The 17,359-nt window shown below is 69.2% G+C and carries 13 protein-coding genes; all 13 read left to right on the top strand.

The genetic code is table 11. The features are described 5' to 3' along the window. Nucleotides 1–32 precede the first annotated feature (32 nt). The 13 genes from QQM39_RS30400 to QQM39_RS30460 all read left to right on the top strand — a co-directional run bounded on the left by QQM39_RS30400 (nucleotide 33) and on the right by QQM39_RS30460 (nucleotide 17,206). On the top strand, nucleotides 33–1,535 hold the full coding sequence (locus QQM39_RS30400) for a folylpolyglutamate synthase/dihydrofolate synthase family protein (RefSeq protein WP_302000736.1): 1,503 nt from the start codon (nucleotides 33–35) through the stop codon (nucleotides 1,533–1,535). Between the two features lie 8 nt (nucleotides 1,536–1,543). After that, the gene (locus QQM39_RS30405; RefSeq protein ID WP_302000737.1) at nucleotides 1,544–1,900 is read left to right on the top strand and encodes a DUF4233 domain-containing protein; all 357 of its coding nucleotides are present in this window, start codon (nucleotides 1,544–1,546) and stop codon (nucleotides 1,898–1,900) included. Between the two features lie 107 nt (nucleotides 1,901–2,007). Beyond that, a complete protein-coding gene (gene ndk, locus QQM39_RS30410) occupies nucleotides 2,008–2,421 on the top strand; it encodes a nucleoside-diphosphate kinase (protein ID WP_128428483.1) in 414 nt (137 codons plus the stop codon). 270 nt (nucleotides 2,422–2,691) lie between these two features. Then, complete coding sequence (locus QQM39_RS30415) at nucleotides 2,692–3,711, top strand: rod shape-determining protein (RefSeq protein ID WP_004931372.1); 1,020 nt, start codon at nucleotides 2,692–2,694, stop codon at nucleotides 3,709–3,711. A 178-nt stretch (nucleotides 3,712–3,889) separates the two neighbouring features. Then, on the top strand, nucleotides 3,890–4,843 hold the full coding sequence (gene mreC, locus QQM39_RS30420) for a rod shape-determining protein MreC (RefSeq protein WP_302000738.1): 954 nt from the start codon (nucleotides 3,890–3,892) through the stop codon (nucleotides 4,841–4,843). Between the two features lie 13 nt (nucleotides 4,844–4,856). Beyond that, complete coding sequence (gene mreD, locus QQM39_RS30425; RefSeq protein WP_302000739.1) at nucleotides 4,857–5,549, top strand: rod shape-determining protein MreD; 693 nt, start codon at nucleotides 4,857–4,859, stop codon at nucleotides 5,547–5,549. 128 nt (nucleotides 5,550–5,677) lie between these two features. Then, the gene (gene mrdA, locus QQM39_RS30430; protein ID WP_302000740.1) at nucleotides 5,678–7,939 is read left to right on the top strand and encodes a penicillin-binding protein 2; all 2,262 of its coding nucleotides are present in this window, start codon (nucleotides 5,678–5,680) and stop codon (nucleotides 7,937–7,939) included. Then, entirely contained in the window at nucleotides 7,936–9,135 is a 1,200-nt protein-coding gene (gene rodA / locus QQM39_RS30435; protein ID WP_302000741.1) for a rod shape-determining protein RodA, read from the top strand. Before mrdA ends, rodA begins: the two co-directional genes overlap by 4 nt. A gap of 117 nt (nucleotides 9,136–9,252) precedes the next feature. Beyond that, complete coding sequence (locus QQM39_RS30440) at nucleotides 9,253–10,758, top strand: CYTH and CHAD domain-containing protein (protein ID WP_302000742.1); 1,506 nt, start codon at nucleotides 9,253–9,255, stop codon at nucleotides 10,756–10,758. 88 nt (nucleotides 10,759–10,846) lie between these two features. Then, entirely contained in the window at nucleotides 10,847–12,784 is a 1,938-nt protein-coding gene (locus QQM39_RS30445; RefSeq protein WP_302000743.1) for a TIGR03960 family B12-binding radical SAM protein, read from the top strand. Between the two features lie 90 nt (nucleotides 12,785–12,874). Continuing rightward, nucleotides 12,875–14,947 carry a TIR domain-containing protein gene (locus QQM39_RS30450; RefSeq protein WP_302000744.1) on the top strand — a complete coding sequence of 691 codons (2,073 nt, stop codon included), beginning with the start codon at nucleotides 12,875–12,877 and terminating at the stop codon, nucleotides 14,945–14,947. Between the two features lie 315 nt (nucleotides 14,948–15,262). Further along, entirely contained in the window at nucleotides 15,263–16,375 is a 1,113-nt protein-coding gene (locus QQM39_RS30455) for a hypothetical protein (RefSeq protein ID WP_302000745.1), read from the top strand. Nucleotides 16,376–16,423: 48 nt separating this feature from the next. Further along, a complete protein-coding gene (locus QQM39_RS30460) occupies nucleotides 16,424–17,206 on the top strand; it encodes a TIGR03936 family radical SAM-associated protein (protein WP_302000746.1) in 783 nt (260 codons plus the stop codon). Nucleotides 17,207–17,359: the final 153 nt, after the last annotated feature.

Raw genomic sequence — 17,359 nt, forward strand, 5'->3', positions numbered from 1 at the left:
GCACTGTCAGTCCCCCTCCGTAGACTGGCCCCGTGAGCGACCAGAACGAGCCCGACCCCCTCGACCCCTTCGAAGAGATCATCGCGGCCGAGACCGACCGCGACCCCGACCTCGCGGTCATCGAGGCCGGCAGCCGCACCCTGCGCACCCAGGGCGGAGCCCCGAGCGCAGACGTGCCCGCGCGCCCCGAGGACCCCGAGGTCGACAAGGCGTTGCGCGAGGTCGAGGCGGAGCTCGCCACCCGCTGGGGCGAGACCAAGCTGGAGCCGTCGGTCAGCCGCATCGCCGCGCTCATGGACGTGCTGGGCGAGCCGCAGCGGTCGTACCCCTCGATCCACATCACCGGCACCAACGGCAAGACGTCGATCGCCCGCATGATCGAGGCACTCCTCGGCGCCTTCGAGCTGCGCACCGGCCGCTACACCTCACCGCACGTCCAGTCGATCACCGAGCGGATCAGCCTGGACGGCGCCGCGATCTCCGCCGAGCGCTTCATCGAGACGTACAGCGACATCAAGCCGTACATCGAGATGGTCGACGCTTCGCAGGAGTACCGGCTGTCCTTCTTCGAGGTGCTCACGGGCATGGCGTACGCCGCCTTCGCCGACGCGCCCGTCGATGTCGCCGTCGTGGAAGTGGGCATGGGCGGCTCCTGGGACGCCACGAACGTCATCGACGGTGATGTCGCCGTCGTGACGCCCATAGACCTCGACCACACCGACCGGCTCGGCGAAACTCCCGGCGAGATCGCCGCCGAGAAGGCCGGGATCGTCAAGCAGGACGCCACCGTGATCATGGCTCAGCAGCCGGTGGACGCGGCGCAGGTGCTGCTGAAGAAGGCCGTCGAGGTCGACGCGACCGTGGCCCGGGAGGGGCTCGAGTTCGGCGTCGTGTCGCGGCAGGTCGCCGTCGGCGGGCAGTTGGTGACCCTGCGCGGGCTGGGCGGTGAGTACACCGAGGTGTATCTGCCGCTGCACGGCGCGCACCAGGCGCACAACGCCGCCGTCGCTCTCGCCGCCGTGGAGGCCTTCTTCGGTGTCGGTGCCGCGCGGGCCGAGCCGCTCGACATCGACACCGTCCGCAAGGCGTTCGCCGCCGTCGCCTCGCCGGGGCGGATGGAGGTCGTACGGCGGTCGCCGACCGTCGTGCTCGACGCGGCCCACAACCCGGCCGGCGCGCGGGTCACCGCCGAGGCGGTCGGGGAGGCCTTCGACTTCAGCCGGCTGATCGGGGTCGTGGGCGCGAGCGGCGACAAGAACGTGCGGGGGCTGCTGGAGGCCTTCGAGCCGATCTTCGCCGAGGTCGTCGTCACGCAGAACTCCTCGCACCGCGCGATGGACGCCGACGAACTCGCCGCCATCGCCGTCGAGGTGTTCGGTGACGAACGCGTGCAGGTCGAGCCTCGGTTGCCGGACGCCCTGGAGGCCGCGATCACGCTGGCCGAGGAGGAGGGCGAGTTCGCGGGCGGCGGTGTGCTGGTCACCGGGTCCGTCATCACGGTCGGCGAAGCCCGGCTGCTGCTGGGGAAGGGCTGAGTCCAAGGATGCGTACGCTCTGTTCCTCGACTCTGATCGGCGAGTTCTTCGTCATCGGCTTCGCCGGTCTGGTCGCCATGAAGGATCCCGACCTGTCCATGTCGACGGTGTGGACGGTCAGCGGCATCGCGATGTTCCTGTGCGTGCTGCTGTGCGGCCTGGTGACCCGGCCCGGCGGCGTCGCCCTCGGCTGGGCTCTGCAGATCGCCCTCATCGCCTCCGGTTTCATCGTCCCGACGATGTTCTTCCTGGGCGCGATCTTCGCGGCGCTGTGGTGGGCGTCGGTGCACTACGGCCGGAAGGTCGACGAGGCGAAGGCGAGATTCGCGGCGCAGGCCGGCGAAGGCAGCCCGTCCGGCGCCTGAATACGCCTGAATGCCCCTGAGCGCAAGCTGACACTGCGTAACAAGCTCCTGGACACGCCCTGTAACCTCGTCCCACCGCACTACCGGCAGTAAGAAGGAGCCCTCCTGTGAGCCAGCGCACCCTCGTCCTCCTCAAGCCCGACGCCGTCCGTCGAGGCCTGACCGGCGAGATCATCAGCCGTATCGAGCGCAAGGCCGGCTGGCAGATCACCGCGCTGGAGCTGCGCACGCTGGACCAGGAGACGCTGGAGCAGCACTACGGCGAGCACAAGGGCAAGCCCTTCTACGAGCCGCTGGTGGAGTTCATGGCCTCCGGCCCGGTCGTCGCCCTGATCGTCGAGGGCGAGCGGGTCATCGAGGGGCTGCGTCAGCTCGCGGGCCCGACCGACCCGATCGCCGCAGCGCCTGGCTCCATCCGCGGTGACTACGGTGTGATCGTCCGCGAGAACCTCATCCACGCCTCCGACTCCGAGGAGTCCGCCGAGCGCGAGGTGAAGATCTTCTTTCCGGGCCGGGCGTAGCGCCTGCGGCGGTTGAACCGAAAGGGTGTGGGGACTGAAGTCTCCACACCCGAGTGCATATGCGCGGCGATCGAGGGAACGAGTGCCCCCGATGGCCCGTCTCCACAAGCGGGGCGACTCGCCATCTGATGACAATGGCGAAGACCCTCCCGCAGTGTTCGCGAAGGCGCGTCTACGATGGAACCCTTCACGTCACAGCACCCACTTCGCCGACCTGAAAAGCCATCAAAAGCTCCCAGGAAGGCCAGACGAATCCTGATGGGGAACTCAATGTCGTTCATCGGCCGTGACATGGCTGTCGACCTCGGGACCGCCAACACGCTGGTGTACGTCAGGGGTCGCGGGATCGTACTCAACGAGCCGTCCGTCGTCGCGATCAACACCAACACCGGTGGCATCCTCGCGGTCGGTGCCGAAGCGAAGAAGATGATCGGGCGCACGCCCGGCAACATCGTTGCCGTACGTCCGCTGAAGGACGGCGTGATCGCCGACTTCGAGATCACCGAGCGGATGCTCCGCTACTTCATTCTGAAGATCCACAAGCGGCGGTATCTGGCTCGTCCGCGGGTCGTCGTCTGTGTGCCCTCCGGCATCACCGGCGTCGAGCGCCGCGCCGTCATCGAGGCGTCGTCCCAGGCCGGCGCCCGCCAAGTGCACATCATCGAGGAGCCCATGGCCGCGGCCATCGGCTCCGGCCTGCCGGTCCACGAGGCCACGGGCAACATGGTGGTCGACATCGGCGGCGGCACCACGGAGGTCGCGGTCATCTCCCTCGGCGGCATCGTCACCGCCCAGTCCATCCGCGTCGCGGGCGACGAGCTGGACAACGCGATCATCCAGCACATCAAGAAGGAGTACTCCCTTCTGCTGGGTGAGCGGACGGCCGAGCAGATCAAGATCACGATCGGTTCGGCGTACGACCTCGACGCAGACGAACACACCGAAATCCGCGGCCGGGACCTCGTCTCCGGTCTGCCGAAGACCGTCGTCATCTCCGCGGCCGAAGTGCGCAAGGCCATCGAGGAACCGGTCAACGCCATCGTCGACGCGGTGAAGACGACCCTCGACAAGTGCCCGCCGGAATTGTCCGGCGACATCATGGACCGAGGAATCGTTCTGACCGGCGGCGGCGCCCTGCTGCGCGGCCTCGACGAGCGACTGCGCCGCGAGACCGGCATGCCGATCCACATCGCCGAGGACCCGCTGGACAGCGTGGCGCTCGGCTCCGGCAAGTGCGTCGAGGAGTTCGAGGCGTTGCAGCAGGTGCTGGACGCCCAGCCGCGCAGATGACGTAACTCTTCGATTCCGCCGTACGGGATGATCTCCTCTCGTACGGCGGATCGTTGATATAGAGGCATAAGCTCCCCGAAGAGCCTCGAAACCTTCGCAGACAAACTCCGTATACAGAACCCTTCGGGTTTCCCAGGGGTTTCCGCAATTCCTATGAGGAAGGGCACGGCCGCCGCACGTGAGGGACACACGAGAGAGCCGGCTGCTCCTGGTGCTGCTGATCGCCATCGCGTTCGCGCTGATCACGGTGGACATCCGCGGTGGTGAGGATTCCCCTGTCGACGGCGCCCGGTCCGCCGCCGCCACGGTCTTCGGCCCGATCGAGAACGGCGTCTCCTCGGCGGTCGACCCGGTCGGCAACGCGGTCGCCGCGATCCGCGACTCCGGCGAGCGCCACGACCGGCTCGCCCGGCTGGAACAGGAGAACGCCGCCCTCAAGGCGAAGCTCGGCAGCGACGACCGCGACCGCAGCCGACTGCGGCAGCTGGACAAGATGCTGAAGATCGCGGGCCAGGGCCAGTACGGCATCAAGGGCGCCGAGGTCATCGCCATAGGAGCGGCCCAGGGCTTCTCCTGGACGATCACCATCGACGCCGGCGCGAACGACGGCATCCAGCGCGACATGACCGTCCTGAACGGGGACGGGCTGGTCGGGCGGGTCACCACCGTCGGCCCGAACACCGCGACCGTGCTCCTAGCCAACGACCCCGACTTCACCGTCGGCACCCGCATGGAGGCCAGCGACGAGCTCGGCTTCGCCTCCGGCCAGGGCGACCGGCCGCTGCGCGTCGAACTCCTCAACGGCAAGGCCGAGGTGAAGAAGGGCGACCGTCTCGTCACCTTCGGCTCCCAGGCCGACAAGCCCTTCGTGCCCGGCGTCCCCGTCGGCGTCGTCTCCCGCGTCGACCCGTCCGGCGGCAACCTCACCCGCACCCTGTACGTCACGCCGTACGTCGGCTTCAGCAAGCTCGACATCGTCGGCGTCGTCGTCCAGGCCCCGACAAAGGACCCGCGCGACACGGTGCTCCCCGACAAACCCGAGCCGACCCCCACGCCTACCGTGACGGTGACCGTCACGCCGTCCGGCGTGCCCCCGGTCGACGGCCAGTCCCAGTACGAGCAAGAGCAGTAGGAGCTGAAGCCACATGCGCGTCAACCGGATCCTGCTCTCCTCCGCCCTGGTCGTCGTCGCCCTGGTGCTCCAGGTGAGCGTCCTCGCCCGCCTCCACCTCCCGGGCGCCGTCCCCGACCTGCTGCTCCTCACGGTCCTGGGCCTCGCCATGGTCTACGGCCATGTCGGCGGCGCCCTCGTCGGCTTCGGCGCCGGCCTGCTCGCCGACCTCGCCCCGCCCGCCGACCACGCCGCCGGCCGCTATGCGCTGGTGCTGTGCGTGATCGGCTACCTCGCCGGGCTCGTCAAGCCGGACAACGGCCGGCTCAAGTCGGCCACCGGACCGATGGTGGTCGTGGTCGTCGCCGCGATCGGAGCGACTCTGCTGTACGCCGGTGTCGGCGCCCTCGTCGGCGACACCGCAGCCCGCCATGTCGGGCTCGGCAGCCTGCTGTTCACTGCCGCGCTGTACGACCTGCTGCTGGCGCCGTTCGTGGTGCCCGGGATCATGGCGCTGGCCCGGCGCGCGGAGAACGACCCGCTCGCCGAGACCAACTCCCAGGCGAAGAAGCCCAGCATCTCCTCGGGCTGGCTCTCCGGCGGTACCGGCCTGCGCATCGGCGGCCAGCGCGGCGGGCTCAGCGGGATGAGGAACGGTCTGAAGACGAAGGCCGGGCGGGCGCGGACGGCGCGCGCCGGGCGCATCAAGGGGGTCAAGCGGCTGTGAGGGCAGCGGAGTTCACCGGAACGAGTGAGCCCATGTGGAACCCGGCCTCACGGCCCCTTCGTTCACCACTCGTACACACACAGCCGTATCCGCACTGGCACTCGCACTGAGAGGGGGAGGCAGCAGCAGTGACCAACATCCCCGAGACCGGCCGGACGCCACGCGTCCAGATCCGGCTCATCGTCATCCAAGTCCTCGTCCTCTCCCTCCTCGGCACCCTCGGCGGGCGCCTGTGGTACCTGCAGATCCGCGAGGGCGACGCCTACGCCAAGGAGGCGTCCGGCAACCACGTCCAGCAGGTCGTCCAGCCCGCCGTCCGCGGCTCGATCCTGGACGCGCGCGGAGTGCCCCTCGCCGACAACGAGACACGGCTGGTGGTCTCCGCCTCCCGCACCGACCTGCTGAAGATGCCGGACGACGGCAAGGCCGTCCTCACCAAGCTCGCCGCTGTCCTGGGCATGACCCCCAAGGAGGTCATGGAGAAGGTCCGGCTGTGCGACGCCGAGACGCCCCAGCCGTGCTGGAACGGCTCGCCGTACCAGCCGATCCCCATCACCGACGAGGCCACGCCCAAGCAGGCCCTGCAGATCCGTGAACGCGCCGAGGACTTCCCCGGCATCACCGCCGAGCCGCAGGCCCTCCGCCGCTACCCGAGCCCCGGCGAGGCCAACACCGCCCAGGTCCTCGGCTACCTCTCACCGGTCACCGACGAGGAGCTCCAGGAGGCCCAGGACACCGACTCGCCGTACCTGCGCTCCGACCAGGTCGGCCGCTCCGGCCTGGAGCGCGAGTACGACAAGGAGCTGCGCGGCAAGGCCGGCGTCACCCGCTACGAGGTCGACAACCTCGGCCGGGTCATCGGCCAGGCCGAGGCCGACGCCGCTCAGGCCGGCTCCAACCTCGTCACCAGCATCGACGCCCGCGTGCAGCGGGTCGCCGAGTACGAGCTGAACGACGCGATGAAGAAGGCCCGCCAGGAGTGGGACCGCAACACGGGTGAGAAGTACAAGGCCGACTCGGGCGCGGTCGTCGTGATGGAGGCCAAGACCGGCCGCATCGTCGCCATGGCGTCCAACCCGACCTACGACCCGAACGCCTGGGTGGGCGGCATCTCCGCCAAGGACTACAAGAAGCTCACCGGCAAAGCCTCCAACTACCCGCTGCTCAACCGCGCGATCCAGGGCCAGTCGGCGCCCGGCTCCATCTTCAAGGTCGTCCCCACGGCCGCCGCGGTCAACGCGGGCTACTCCTTCGACGGCCCCTACCAATGCTCCAGCTCGTACTCGATCGGCGGCCAGGTCTTCAAGAACTTCGAGTCCAAGGGGTACGGCCCGATCAGCCTCGGCCGCGCCCTGGAGGTCTCCTGCGACACCGTCTTCTACCGCCTCTCACACGAGGAGTGGAAGCGGGACGGCGGCACCAAGCCGAAGAAGAACGCCAACGACTGGTTCTACAAGACCGCCCACCAGTTCGGCCTCGGCGCGGAGACCGGCATCGACCTCCCCAACGAGGTCACGGGCCGTATCCCCGACCGCCAGTGGAAGCAGGCGTACTGGAAGGCCAACAAGGACGCCTGGTGCAAGTACGGCAAGAAGGGCGGCTCGTACGCCGAGCAGATCGCCTACGAGAACTGCCTCGAAGGCAACCGGATGCGCGCCGGTGACTCGGTCAACTACTCCATCGGACAGGGCGACACCCTCGTCACCCCCATCCAGATGGCCACCATCTACGCGGCCATCTCCAACGGCGGCACCCTGTACGACCCGACCGTCGGCAAGGCAGTCGTCGGCGCCGACGGCAGGACCGTCCAGGAGATCGAGCCCAAGTCGCACGGCAAGCTGCCCATAAGCCGGCAGACGCTGGCCGAGATGGACGACGCCCTCGCCGGCGTCGCCACCCGCGGTACCGCCGCCTGGCGGTTCGCCGATGTCGGCTGGCCGCAGGACAAGATCCCGATGCACGCCAAGACCGGTACCGCGGAGGTCTACGGCAAGCAGACGACCTCGTGGTTCGCCACGTACACCAAGGACTACACGGTCGTCATGACGATCTCCCAGGGTGGTACGGGTTCCGGCGCCTCGGGTCCGGCCGTGCGCAACATCTACGACGCGCTGTACGGCGTCTCCGACGACGGCACGATCAACAAGAAGAACGCGCTGCTGCCGACGCCCCAGAAGAGCCTGCCGAAGGTCCGCACGGACGGGACCATCGCCTCGCCGAAGGTCTCCAAGGACCCGGCGAAGGAGCAGCGGGCCAGCCAGGAGAACGAGGCCGCGCCGGAAGGGCAGCAGCTCGCCGGGACGGTCGCGACGCCGACGGCCGAGAACCGGGACACCCGGCGCAGGCGCGGCAGGAGCCGCAGGCGGGGAAGCCGGAGGTTGCTCACATGACCGGCGTCAACAGCTTCCAGGTCTCCGGGTACGGGCCCGAACAGGCGGGCTGGACCCGCCTGTTCGCCCGCGACTCACTCGCCCGCCGGCTCGACTGGCCGATACTGCTGGCGGCGCTGGCCCTGTCGCTGCTCGGCACGCTCCTGGTGTACTCGGCGACCCGTAACCGCACCGAGCTCAACCAGGGCGACCAGTACTACTTCCTGGTCCGGCACCTGCTGAACACCGGCATCGGCCTCGCCCTGATGGTCGGCACGGTCTGGCTGGGTCACCGCACCCTGCGCACGGCGGTGCCGATCCTGTACGGGCTGTCGGTCTTCCTGATCCTGCTGGTGCTCACCCCGCTCGGCTCCACGATCAACGGCGCCCACTCCTGGATCAAGCTCCCCGGCGGCTTCTCCCTCCAGCCCTCGGAGTTCGTGAAGGTCACGATCATCCTGGGCATGGCGATGCTGCTGGCGACGAGAGTGGACGCGGGGGACAAGCAGTATCCCGACCACCGCACGGTGGTGCAGGCGCTGGGCCTGGCCGCCGTACCGATGCTGATCGTGATGCTCATGCCCGACCTCGGCTCGGTCATGGTGATGGTGGTGATCGTGCTGGGCGTGCTGCTCGCGTCCGGGGCCTCCAACCGCTGGGTCTTCGGGCTGATCGGCGCGGGGACGATGGGCGCCATCGCGGTCTGGCAGCTGGGTGTCCTGGACGACTACCAGATCGCCCGCTTCGCGGCTTTCGCCAACCCCAGCCTCGACCCGGCGGGCGTCGGCTACAACACCAACCAGGCCCGTATCGCGATCGGTTCGGGCGGGCTGGCGGGCGCGGGGCTGTTCCACGGCTCGCAGACGACCGGCCAGTTCGTGCCGGAGCAGCAGACCGACTTCGTCTTCACGGTGGCGGGGGAGGAGTTGGGCTTCATCGGCGGCGGGCTGATCATCCTGCTCCTCGGCGTCATCCTGTGGCGGGCCTGCCGTATCGCACGCGAGACGACCGAGCTGTACGGGACGATCGTCGCGGCCGGGATCGTGGCGTGGTTCGCCTTCCAGGCGTTCGAGAACATCGGGATGACCCTGGGGATCATGCCGGTGACCGGTCTGCCGCTGCCGTTCGTGTCGTACGGCGGGTCGTCGATGTTCGCGGTGTGGGTGGCGGTGGGGTTGCTGCAGTCGATCCGGGTGCAGCGTCCGATGTCCGCGTAGGCCTGCGGCGGGGGCGGGGTTGCTGCGGTTGCCGCCCCCCAGGAACGAGTTGGTTTACCTGGGGTTCATGGCTGGTAGGCCCTGTCACCACGTCGTGACTCCCACTAGATTCGGGTCATGGCGGACACAAAGCGCGAGATCGAGCGGAAGTACGAATCCGACCAGAGCGGTCTTCCCGACCTGACCGGCGTCGCCGGGGTCGCAGCCGTCATCGACAAAGGTGTGGCTCACCTGGACGCCACCTATTACGACACCGCGGACGAACGCCTCACCGCGTCCTCGATCACCCTGCGCCGCCGCACCGGCGGATCGGACGCGGGCTGGCACCTGAAGTTCCCCGTCTCCGAGGGCGTCCGCGACGAGGTCCGCGCCCCGCTCTCCGACACCCTCCCCGACGAGCTCGCCGCTCTGGTCCGCTCCCGGGTCCGGGAGGTCGACCTGCTGCCCGTGGTCCGGCTGCGCTCGGACCGTGACGTGCGTGACCTCCTCGACGCGCAGGGACGGCTGCTGGCGGAGGTCAGCATGGACGCCGTGCACGCCGAGCGGCTCAGTGGCGGCGTCGGTGACGCCCAGTGGACCGAGATCGAGGTGGAGCTCGCCGACGGCGGTGACCCGGCCTTCCTCGACAAGGTGGAGAAGCGGCTGCGCAAGGCGGGCGTACGGCCGTCCGCGTCCTCCTCGAAGCTGGCCCGCGCCCTTGCGGAGACCGCGCCCAAGAAGAAGCGTTCCTCCGCTTCGCTCGACGGCCCTGTCACCTCCGGCGACCACGTGCTCGCGTACGTCCGTGCTCAGCGGGACGCGATCGTCGAGCTCGACCCGGCCGTACGCCAGGACGTCGAGGACTCCGTGCACAGCATGCGCGTCGCCACCCGCCGGCTGCGCAGCACCTTCAAGTCGTACGGCAAAGTCTTGGACCGGGCCGTCACCGACCCGATCGGCGACGAGCTGAAGTGGCTGGCCGGCGAGCTGGGCATGGACCGGGACCGGGAGGTGCTGAACGAACGCCTGTCGGCGGCTCTCGATGAGGTGCCCCACGCGCTGGTCTCCGGTCCGGTCGCCGAGCGGCTGAGCCACTGGGCGGGTGACAGGCCGGGCGGGGCGAGCGGCCGGCTGATCGGAGTCCTCGACTCCCGCCGTTACCTGGCCCTGCTCGACACCCTGGACGGGATGCTCGCCGACCCGCCGCTGCTGAGGGCGGCCGGGAAGAAGCCCGGCAAGGTGCTCCCCAAGGCCGTGCGCAAGGACTTCGGCAAGGTGTCCGCGCTCGTCGAGCAGGCCCTGGAGCTGGAGCCCGGCACCGACCGGGACACCGCCATCCACGAGGCCCGCAAGAAGGCCAAGCGCACCCGCTACGCGGCGGAGGCGGCCACCCCGGCCCTGGGCAAGTCCGCCAAGGCCCTGACCAAGACCGTGAAGTCCTTGCAGAACCTGCTCGGGGAGCACCAGGACAGCGTCATGGCCCGCCAGACCCTGCGCGAGCTGTCCGCGGTGGCGCACGCGGCGGGGGAGAGTGCCTTCACGTACGGGCTGCTGTACGGGCGTGAGGAGCAGCGGGCGGCGGCAGTGGAAGCCGATCTGCCCGGGCGCTGGGACGGGATCAAGGACGAGGCGGACGCCCTCTGACCTTGCGGGCGTGCGGGGGGCCGTCGCGGCCGCGTTAGGCTAGATGGTCACCCCTGTCCGTTCAGTCCCGCTCACGAAGGTTCGCGAGATGCCTGCCGAAGTCGCTGCGTCGGTGTTCCCGCAGCTCGAAGCTCTGCTCCCGCATGTGCAGAAGCCGATCCAGTACGTCGGCGGAGAGCTCAACTCCACGGTCAAGCCGTGGGAGTCATGCGATGTCCGCTGGGCGCTCATGTACCCGGACGCGTACGAGGTCGGCCTGCCCAACCAGGGCGTCATGATCCTCTACGAGGTCCTCAACGAGCAGGAGGGCGTCCTCGCCGAGCGCACGTACAGCGTGTGGCCGGACCTGGAGGCCCTGATGCGGGAGCACCACGTCCCGCAGTTCACGGTGGACAGCCACCGTCCGGTCAGCGCCTTCGACGTGTTCGGTCTGTCCTTCTCCACCGAGTTGGGCTACACGAACATGCTGACGGCCCTGGACCTGGCGGGCATCCCGCTGGAGTCGAAGGACCGCCGAATCGACGATCCGATCGTGCTGGCCGGCGGCCATGCGGCCTTCAACCCCGAGCCGATCGCGGACTTCATCGACGCGGCGATCATCGGCGACGGTGAGCAGGCCGTGCTGGACATGACGAAGATCATCCGCGAGTGGAAGGCCGAGGGGCAGCCGGGCGGCCGCGAGGAGGTCCTCTTCCGCCTCGCGAAGACCGGCTCGGTGTACATCCCGGCGTTCTACGACGTCGAGTACCTCCCCGACGGCCGTATCGCCCGCGTCGTACCGAAAAAGTCGGGCGTCCCGTGGCGTGTGTCCAAGCACACGGTCATGGACCTCGACGAGTGGCCCTACCCCAAGCAGCCCCTCGTTCCGCTCGCGGAGACGGTCCACGAGCGCATGTCGGTGGAGATCTTCCGCGGTTGCACGCGCGGCTGCCGCTTCTGCCAGGCGGGCATGATCACGCGCCCGGTGCGTGAGCGCTCGATCACGGGCATCGGCGAGATGGTCGAGAAGGGCCTGAAGGCGACGGGCTTCGAGGAGGTAGGCCTGCTGTCGCTGTCGTCGGCCGACCACAGCGAGATCGGCGACATCGCGAAGGGCCTGGCGGACCGGTACGAGGAGGACAAGATCGGTCTGTCCCTCCCGTCCACCCGCGTGGACGCGTTCAACGTCGACCTGGCGAACGAGCTGACGAGGAACGGCCGTAGGTCGGGCCTGACCTTCGCCCCCGAGGGCGGCTCCGAGCGCATGCGCAAGGTCATCAACAAGATGGTCTCGGAAGAGGACCTGATCCGGACGGTCGCGACGGCGTACGGCAACGGCTGGCGCCAGGTGAAGCTGTACTTCATGTGCGGGCTGCCGACGGAGACCGACGAGGACGTCCTGCAGATCGCGGACATGGCGATGAACGTGATCGCCAAGGGCCGTGAGGTCTCGAAGTCCAACGACATCCGCTGCACGGTCTCGATCGGCGGCTTCGTCCCGAAGCCCCACACGCCGTTCCAGTGGGCCCCGCAGCTGTCGGCCGAGGAGACGGACGCCCGTCTCGAAAAGCTCCGTGACAAGATCCGCGGCGACAAGAAGTACGGCCGCTCGATCGGCTTCCGCTACCACGACGGCAAGCCCGGCATCGTCGAGGGCCTCCTCTCCCGGGGCGACCGCCGCATCGGCGCGGTCATCCGCGCGGTCTACGAGGACGGCGGCCGCTTCGACGGCTGGCGCGAGCACTTCTCCTACGACCGCTGGATGAGCTGCGCCGACAAGGCGCTGGCCGCCTTCGGCGTCGACGTCGACTGGTACACGACGCGCGAGCGCACGTACGAGGAGGTCCTGCCCTGGGACCACCTGGATTCGGGGTTGGACAAGGACTGGCTCTGGGAGGACTGGCAGGACGCCCTCGACGAGACCGAGGTGGAGGACTGCCGGTGGACGCCGTGCTTCGACTGCGGGGTGTGTCCGCAGATGGACACGCATATCCAGATCGGGCCGACGGGCAAGAAGTTGCTGCCGTTGAGCGTGGTCAACAAGTAGGCGGCAAGCGGATGTTCGGCCCCGTGTGCACCATAGGGTGGACGCGGGGCTGAGTGCTGTCGGTCTCGGGGGCCCGGTGGGGGAGGCGGGATGGGCGAGGTCGATGCACTGATCATCACGGCGCTCAAGGACGAGTACGACGCCGCCCGGGCGGCCGGCTCGGCGGGGTACGCGGACAACCCGGGGGTCAGGGTCTGGGAAGAGCGCGAGCGGGAGTCCACGACCCCCTACCTGGTCGGCAGGTACCTTCTGGCCGACGGCTCCCACATGACCGTCGGACTCGCGCGCCCCACGCGGATGGGATCCGCTGCCACGGCGCCTGTCGTGTCGTCGCTCGTCGAGCGACTGCGGCCCCGATGCCTCGCCATGTGCGGCGTGTGCGCGGGCAATCCGGCCGATGTCGCGCTCGGTGACGTGGTCGTGGCCGAGCTGGCGTACGCCTACGACGAGGGCCGGCGCACCCCCGACGGTTTCGAGGGGGACCACCGCCAGATTCCCGCGCAGGACGTCTGGGTTCGTGCGGCACAGGATCTGGTCACCACAGATCTCCCGAGCTACGGCGAGGTGTCGGGGGCGGAGGCGAGGATCTGGCTGCTGGAGCGTCTCTACGCGGGCGACGACCCCAGACGGCACCCGGCTCGCTCCCGTTACCTGTCCGGGCGGTCGTGGGTCGAACAGATCCAGGCCCTGCAATCGGACGGCCTGGTCACGCGCGACGGCGCCGCGCTGTCTTTGACGGACGCAGGTTATTCCTTCATCGAACAGGCCGTCTACGACGACCTCAACGGCCCCGCCAAGCTGCCGTACGCCGTCGCCGTGGGGCCGATGGCGAGTGGGAACGTGGTGGTCAAGGACGGCCTCACCTGGGGCCAGCTGAGAAGGTGGGGCGTTCGTTCCGTCACCGGTCTGGAGATGGAATCCGCCACCATCGCGCATGTCGCGCACAGGCTGAACCTTCCCGACTGGGTGGTCGCCAAGGGTGTCATGGATCATGCCGACCCCCGCAAGGACGACCGTTACAAGCGGTTCGCGGCCCGTTCCTCCGCGGAGGTCCTGTTCAAGCTGCTGGCGCTCCGGCTGGCTTCGAAGAGGAGCCGTGCGCAGGTCAGCGCGACGTCGCGGGTCAGGTCCGTCCATGTCATCGGCGGCGTCACCGGGGAGACCACCTACCCCGACTACGAGAAGTCCCAGGTCGCGCACGTCTGTACGCAGTTGGGGGAAGCCGTGGCCAAGTCCGGCGCCGAACTCATCGTGTGCAGTCCGTTTCCTGACTCCGCCGATCTTCACACGGTCATCGGCTACGTCCAGTCCGGCGCGGGGCGCATCGTCCATCTGCACAGTCCCCGCCACCCACGCGTCGCGCAGAACCAGAAGGAACTGCTGGAGATGCTGGGGACCGGTCACAGCGTCGAGATCAAGAACTGGTACTATCCCGGCCCCGAGGACGACGACTCCTGGGAGCAGGCGTGGCTGCTCTGCCAGATCCAGGCCCTCGAGGAAGCCGATGTGTTGATCTCGGTCGGCGGCCGTGTCGCGAAGACCGCCAACACCCTGCTGCATCTGGCCGAGGCCCGGGGGAAGCCGATCGTGCCGTTCGAATTCCTCGGTGGTGCGTCCCGACGGGCGTTTGAGCGGCGCAACTGGGCGCGTGTCCATCCCGGCCTGGATCACAGCCGGCTCAAGGACAAGGAAGCGGTCGTCGACGCCATGGAGATCGCGGAGTATCTGGTGACCGCGCGGTTGCGCAACCCGCACAACTACAGGTGGCCGCCGGCTCGCGCCTTCATCAGCCGTGCATCGCCCGACTCGGAGTTCGCGCAGGCCTTGGAGGTGTACCTGTCCGGTGTCGGGATCACACCGCTGATCGGCGAGAGGGAGCTGCGGCCGGACCGCATGGTCAAGCCGACGATCGAGGACGCGCTGCTCTCGGCCGACCTGTTCATCGCCCTGTGGAGCCGGTCGTACGCACTGAGCAGGTTCTGCTACGACGAACTCGAACTGGCTCTGCGCCGGCACCAGGTGGGCGAACTCCAGCTCTGGATCATCAATCTCGACGGCTCGGACATCGTCCCTCCCGCGGCCCGCAAGCTGCCGCAGACCGTGGCGAGGTCACCCCATGCCCTGGTCGCGCTCGTCCGGGAACTGTTGGATCGGGAGAGGTGAGCCCGAGTCAGGGCGCCGAGGCGGCCGTGGTGTCGTTCGGAGAGGTGGGGGGGCGACTTTGGAGGCGCGGCCCGTTTCCGCCGTCACCCAGATGTGCCAGGGGTGGCCATCGCCGGACACCGACCAGTCGAGCTGCCTGATCACCCGCAGCAGACGGTCCGACTCCAGCCGGGCCAGTCGGCGTCCCACGGTGCTCGGGCCTCGTAGACCTCGGTCGCCCTGTCTTCGACGCCTGGGCGCGGTCGCACGCGCGGTAGTTGCCGGATCGTGTCCCCGAGCTGCATCCGACCAGGTCGTTCCGGCGTCTACGACGACATGGATCTCGAAAAACCGCCACCGCAGCGCCAGGACCCCGAAGGGTGCCTGGTCGTCGCGATCCGGATCCCGGTGCGGATCGTCGTGCTCGTGCTGGTCGTGCCGGTGCGGATGGCGTGGGACGCGCTCGTCGTCGGCGGGCGCTTCCTGAACGACACGGTGCTCCGGCCGCTGGGCCGGGCGTTGCTGTGGCTCGGGCGGGCGGTGTTCGTGTGGCCGTTCGTGGCGTTGTGGCGGTACGTCGTCGTGCCCGTCGCGAAGGGGCTCGCCTGGCTGGGGAACGTGCTTTTCGTCGTACCGGTGGTGTGGCTGTACCGGTACGTGCTGACTCCCCTCGGGCACGCGTGCGCGTGGCTGGCGCGAGGGATCGGGGCCGGGATGGGGTGGCTCTACGCGCGCGTGCTCACGCCGGTCGGGCATGCGGTGATGTGGGTCCTCAGGGGGCTCGGGGCGGTACTCGCCGCGATCGGGCTGGGCGTGCTGGGCGTGGTGGCGTGGCTGGGGCGATATCTCCTCGTCGTCCCCGCCCTGTGGGTGTACGAGTGGATCCTCGCCCCGGCGGGGCGGGCGATCGCCTGGTGCGTCCGGGGTCTTGTGTGGCTCGTGAGCACGGTCGTCACCGGGATCGGCATCGCCTTGTACTGGACCGCGCGCGTGCTGTTCGTGCTGCCCGCGGTGGGCCTGTACCGGTGGGTGCTCGCGCCCGTCGGCCGTGTGCTCGCCGTCGTCGGCAGGGAGATCTGGGACGCGCTCGGGCATGCGTGGCGGGTCGCCGGACGGATCTCGCTCGCCGTCGGACGGTTCCTCGCGAGCCTCTTCCGGTGGGTCTTCGTGGAGCCGGTGCGCTGGGTGTACCGGACCGTGCTCACGCCGGTCGGACACGTCGTGCGGGACGTGGTGCTGCGGCCCGTCGCCGAGGCCGCCCGAAGTGTGGGGCGCGCCACCCGGCAGGCGCTCACCGCCGCCCGAGAATCCGTACGGCAGGCGCGGGCCGACTTCCGGCGGATGCTGTTCGGGGAGCCGAAGCAGCGGGAGGCGGTGGCCCGGCGGGAACCTCCGGGCCGTGAGACACGTACTCTTGGTAGCAGTACGACCGCTCTCACGAAGGACTGAACGACACTGGGCAAGCGACAGCCCGAAGGCCCGCCGCCCGCACCCGCGGTGCAGCGCATCCGACTGCGCTACACCAAGCGCGGCCGCCTCCGGTTCACCAGCCACCGTGACTTCCAGCGCGCCTTCGAGCGTGCGCTGCGCCGTGCCGAGGTGCCGATGGCGTACTCGGCGGGGTTCACGCCGCATCCGAAGGTGTCGTACGCCAATGCCGCACCCACCGGCACGGGCAGTGAGGCGGAGTATCTGGAGATCGCCCTCACCGAGGCGCGCGATCCGGAGCAGTTGAGAGTGCTCCTCGACGAGTCGCTGCCCGCCGGGCTTGACGTCATCGAGGCGGTCGAGGCCCGCATCTCCGGGCTCGCCGACCGGCTCACGGCGTCGGTCTGGGAGTTGCGGCTCGACGGCGTGGACCCGGCCGACGCCGAGCGCGCGGTCGCGGCCTTCAACGCCGCCGGGGCGGTCGAGGTGCAGCGCATGACGAAGAACGGTGTGCGCACGTTCGACGCCCGCCCCGCGGTCGTCCACCTCGAAAGCACCGACGGAACGGAAACACACAGTTCGGCAGCTGATAGGCCGACCGACCAGCCCTGTGCGATACTGCGGCTGGTTGTTCGGCACGTGACGCCTGCCGTACGACCCGACGACGTCCTGTCCGGTCTCCGCGCCGTGGCCGACCTGGCGCCGCCGGTCCCCGCAGCGGTGACCAGGCTGGCGCAGGGGCTGTTCGATGAAGAGACCGGCACGGTGACCGACCCGCTCGCGCCCGACCGCGAGGCAGCGACGGCCCCAACCGAGGCCGAGACCGCTGCCGCCGCGACGGCGCCGGCGTAAGGAAGGTTCCGCGTAGGGACGGACGTCGAAGCGTCGCCCTTGTACTCGGGAGCCACCTGGGTCGGGCAGCGCACCGACCAGAAGACTTTCGCCAGGCCGTACGCATTCGGTGTACGGAACCGGCGAGACAGGACACAGAGAGCTCCCGTGCGG

This window comes from Streptomyces sp. DT2A-34 (genome assembly GCF_030499515.1).
Lineage (GTDB): Bacteria > Actinomycetota > Actinomycetes > Streptomycetales > Streptomycetaceae > Streptomyces.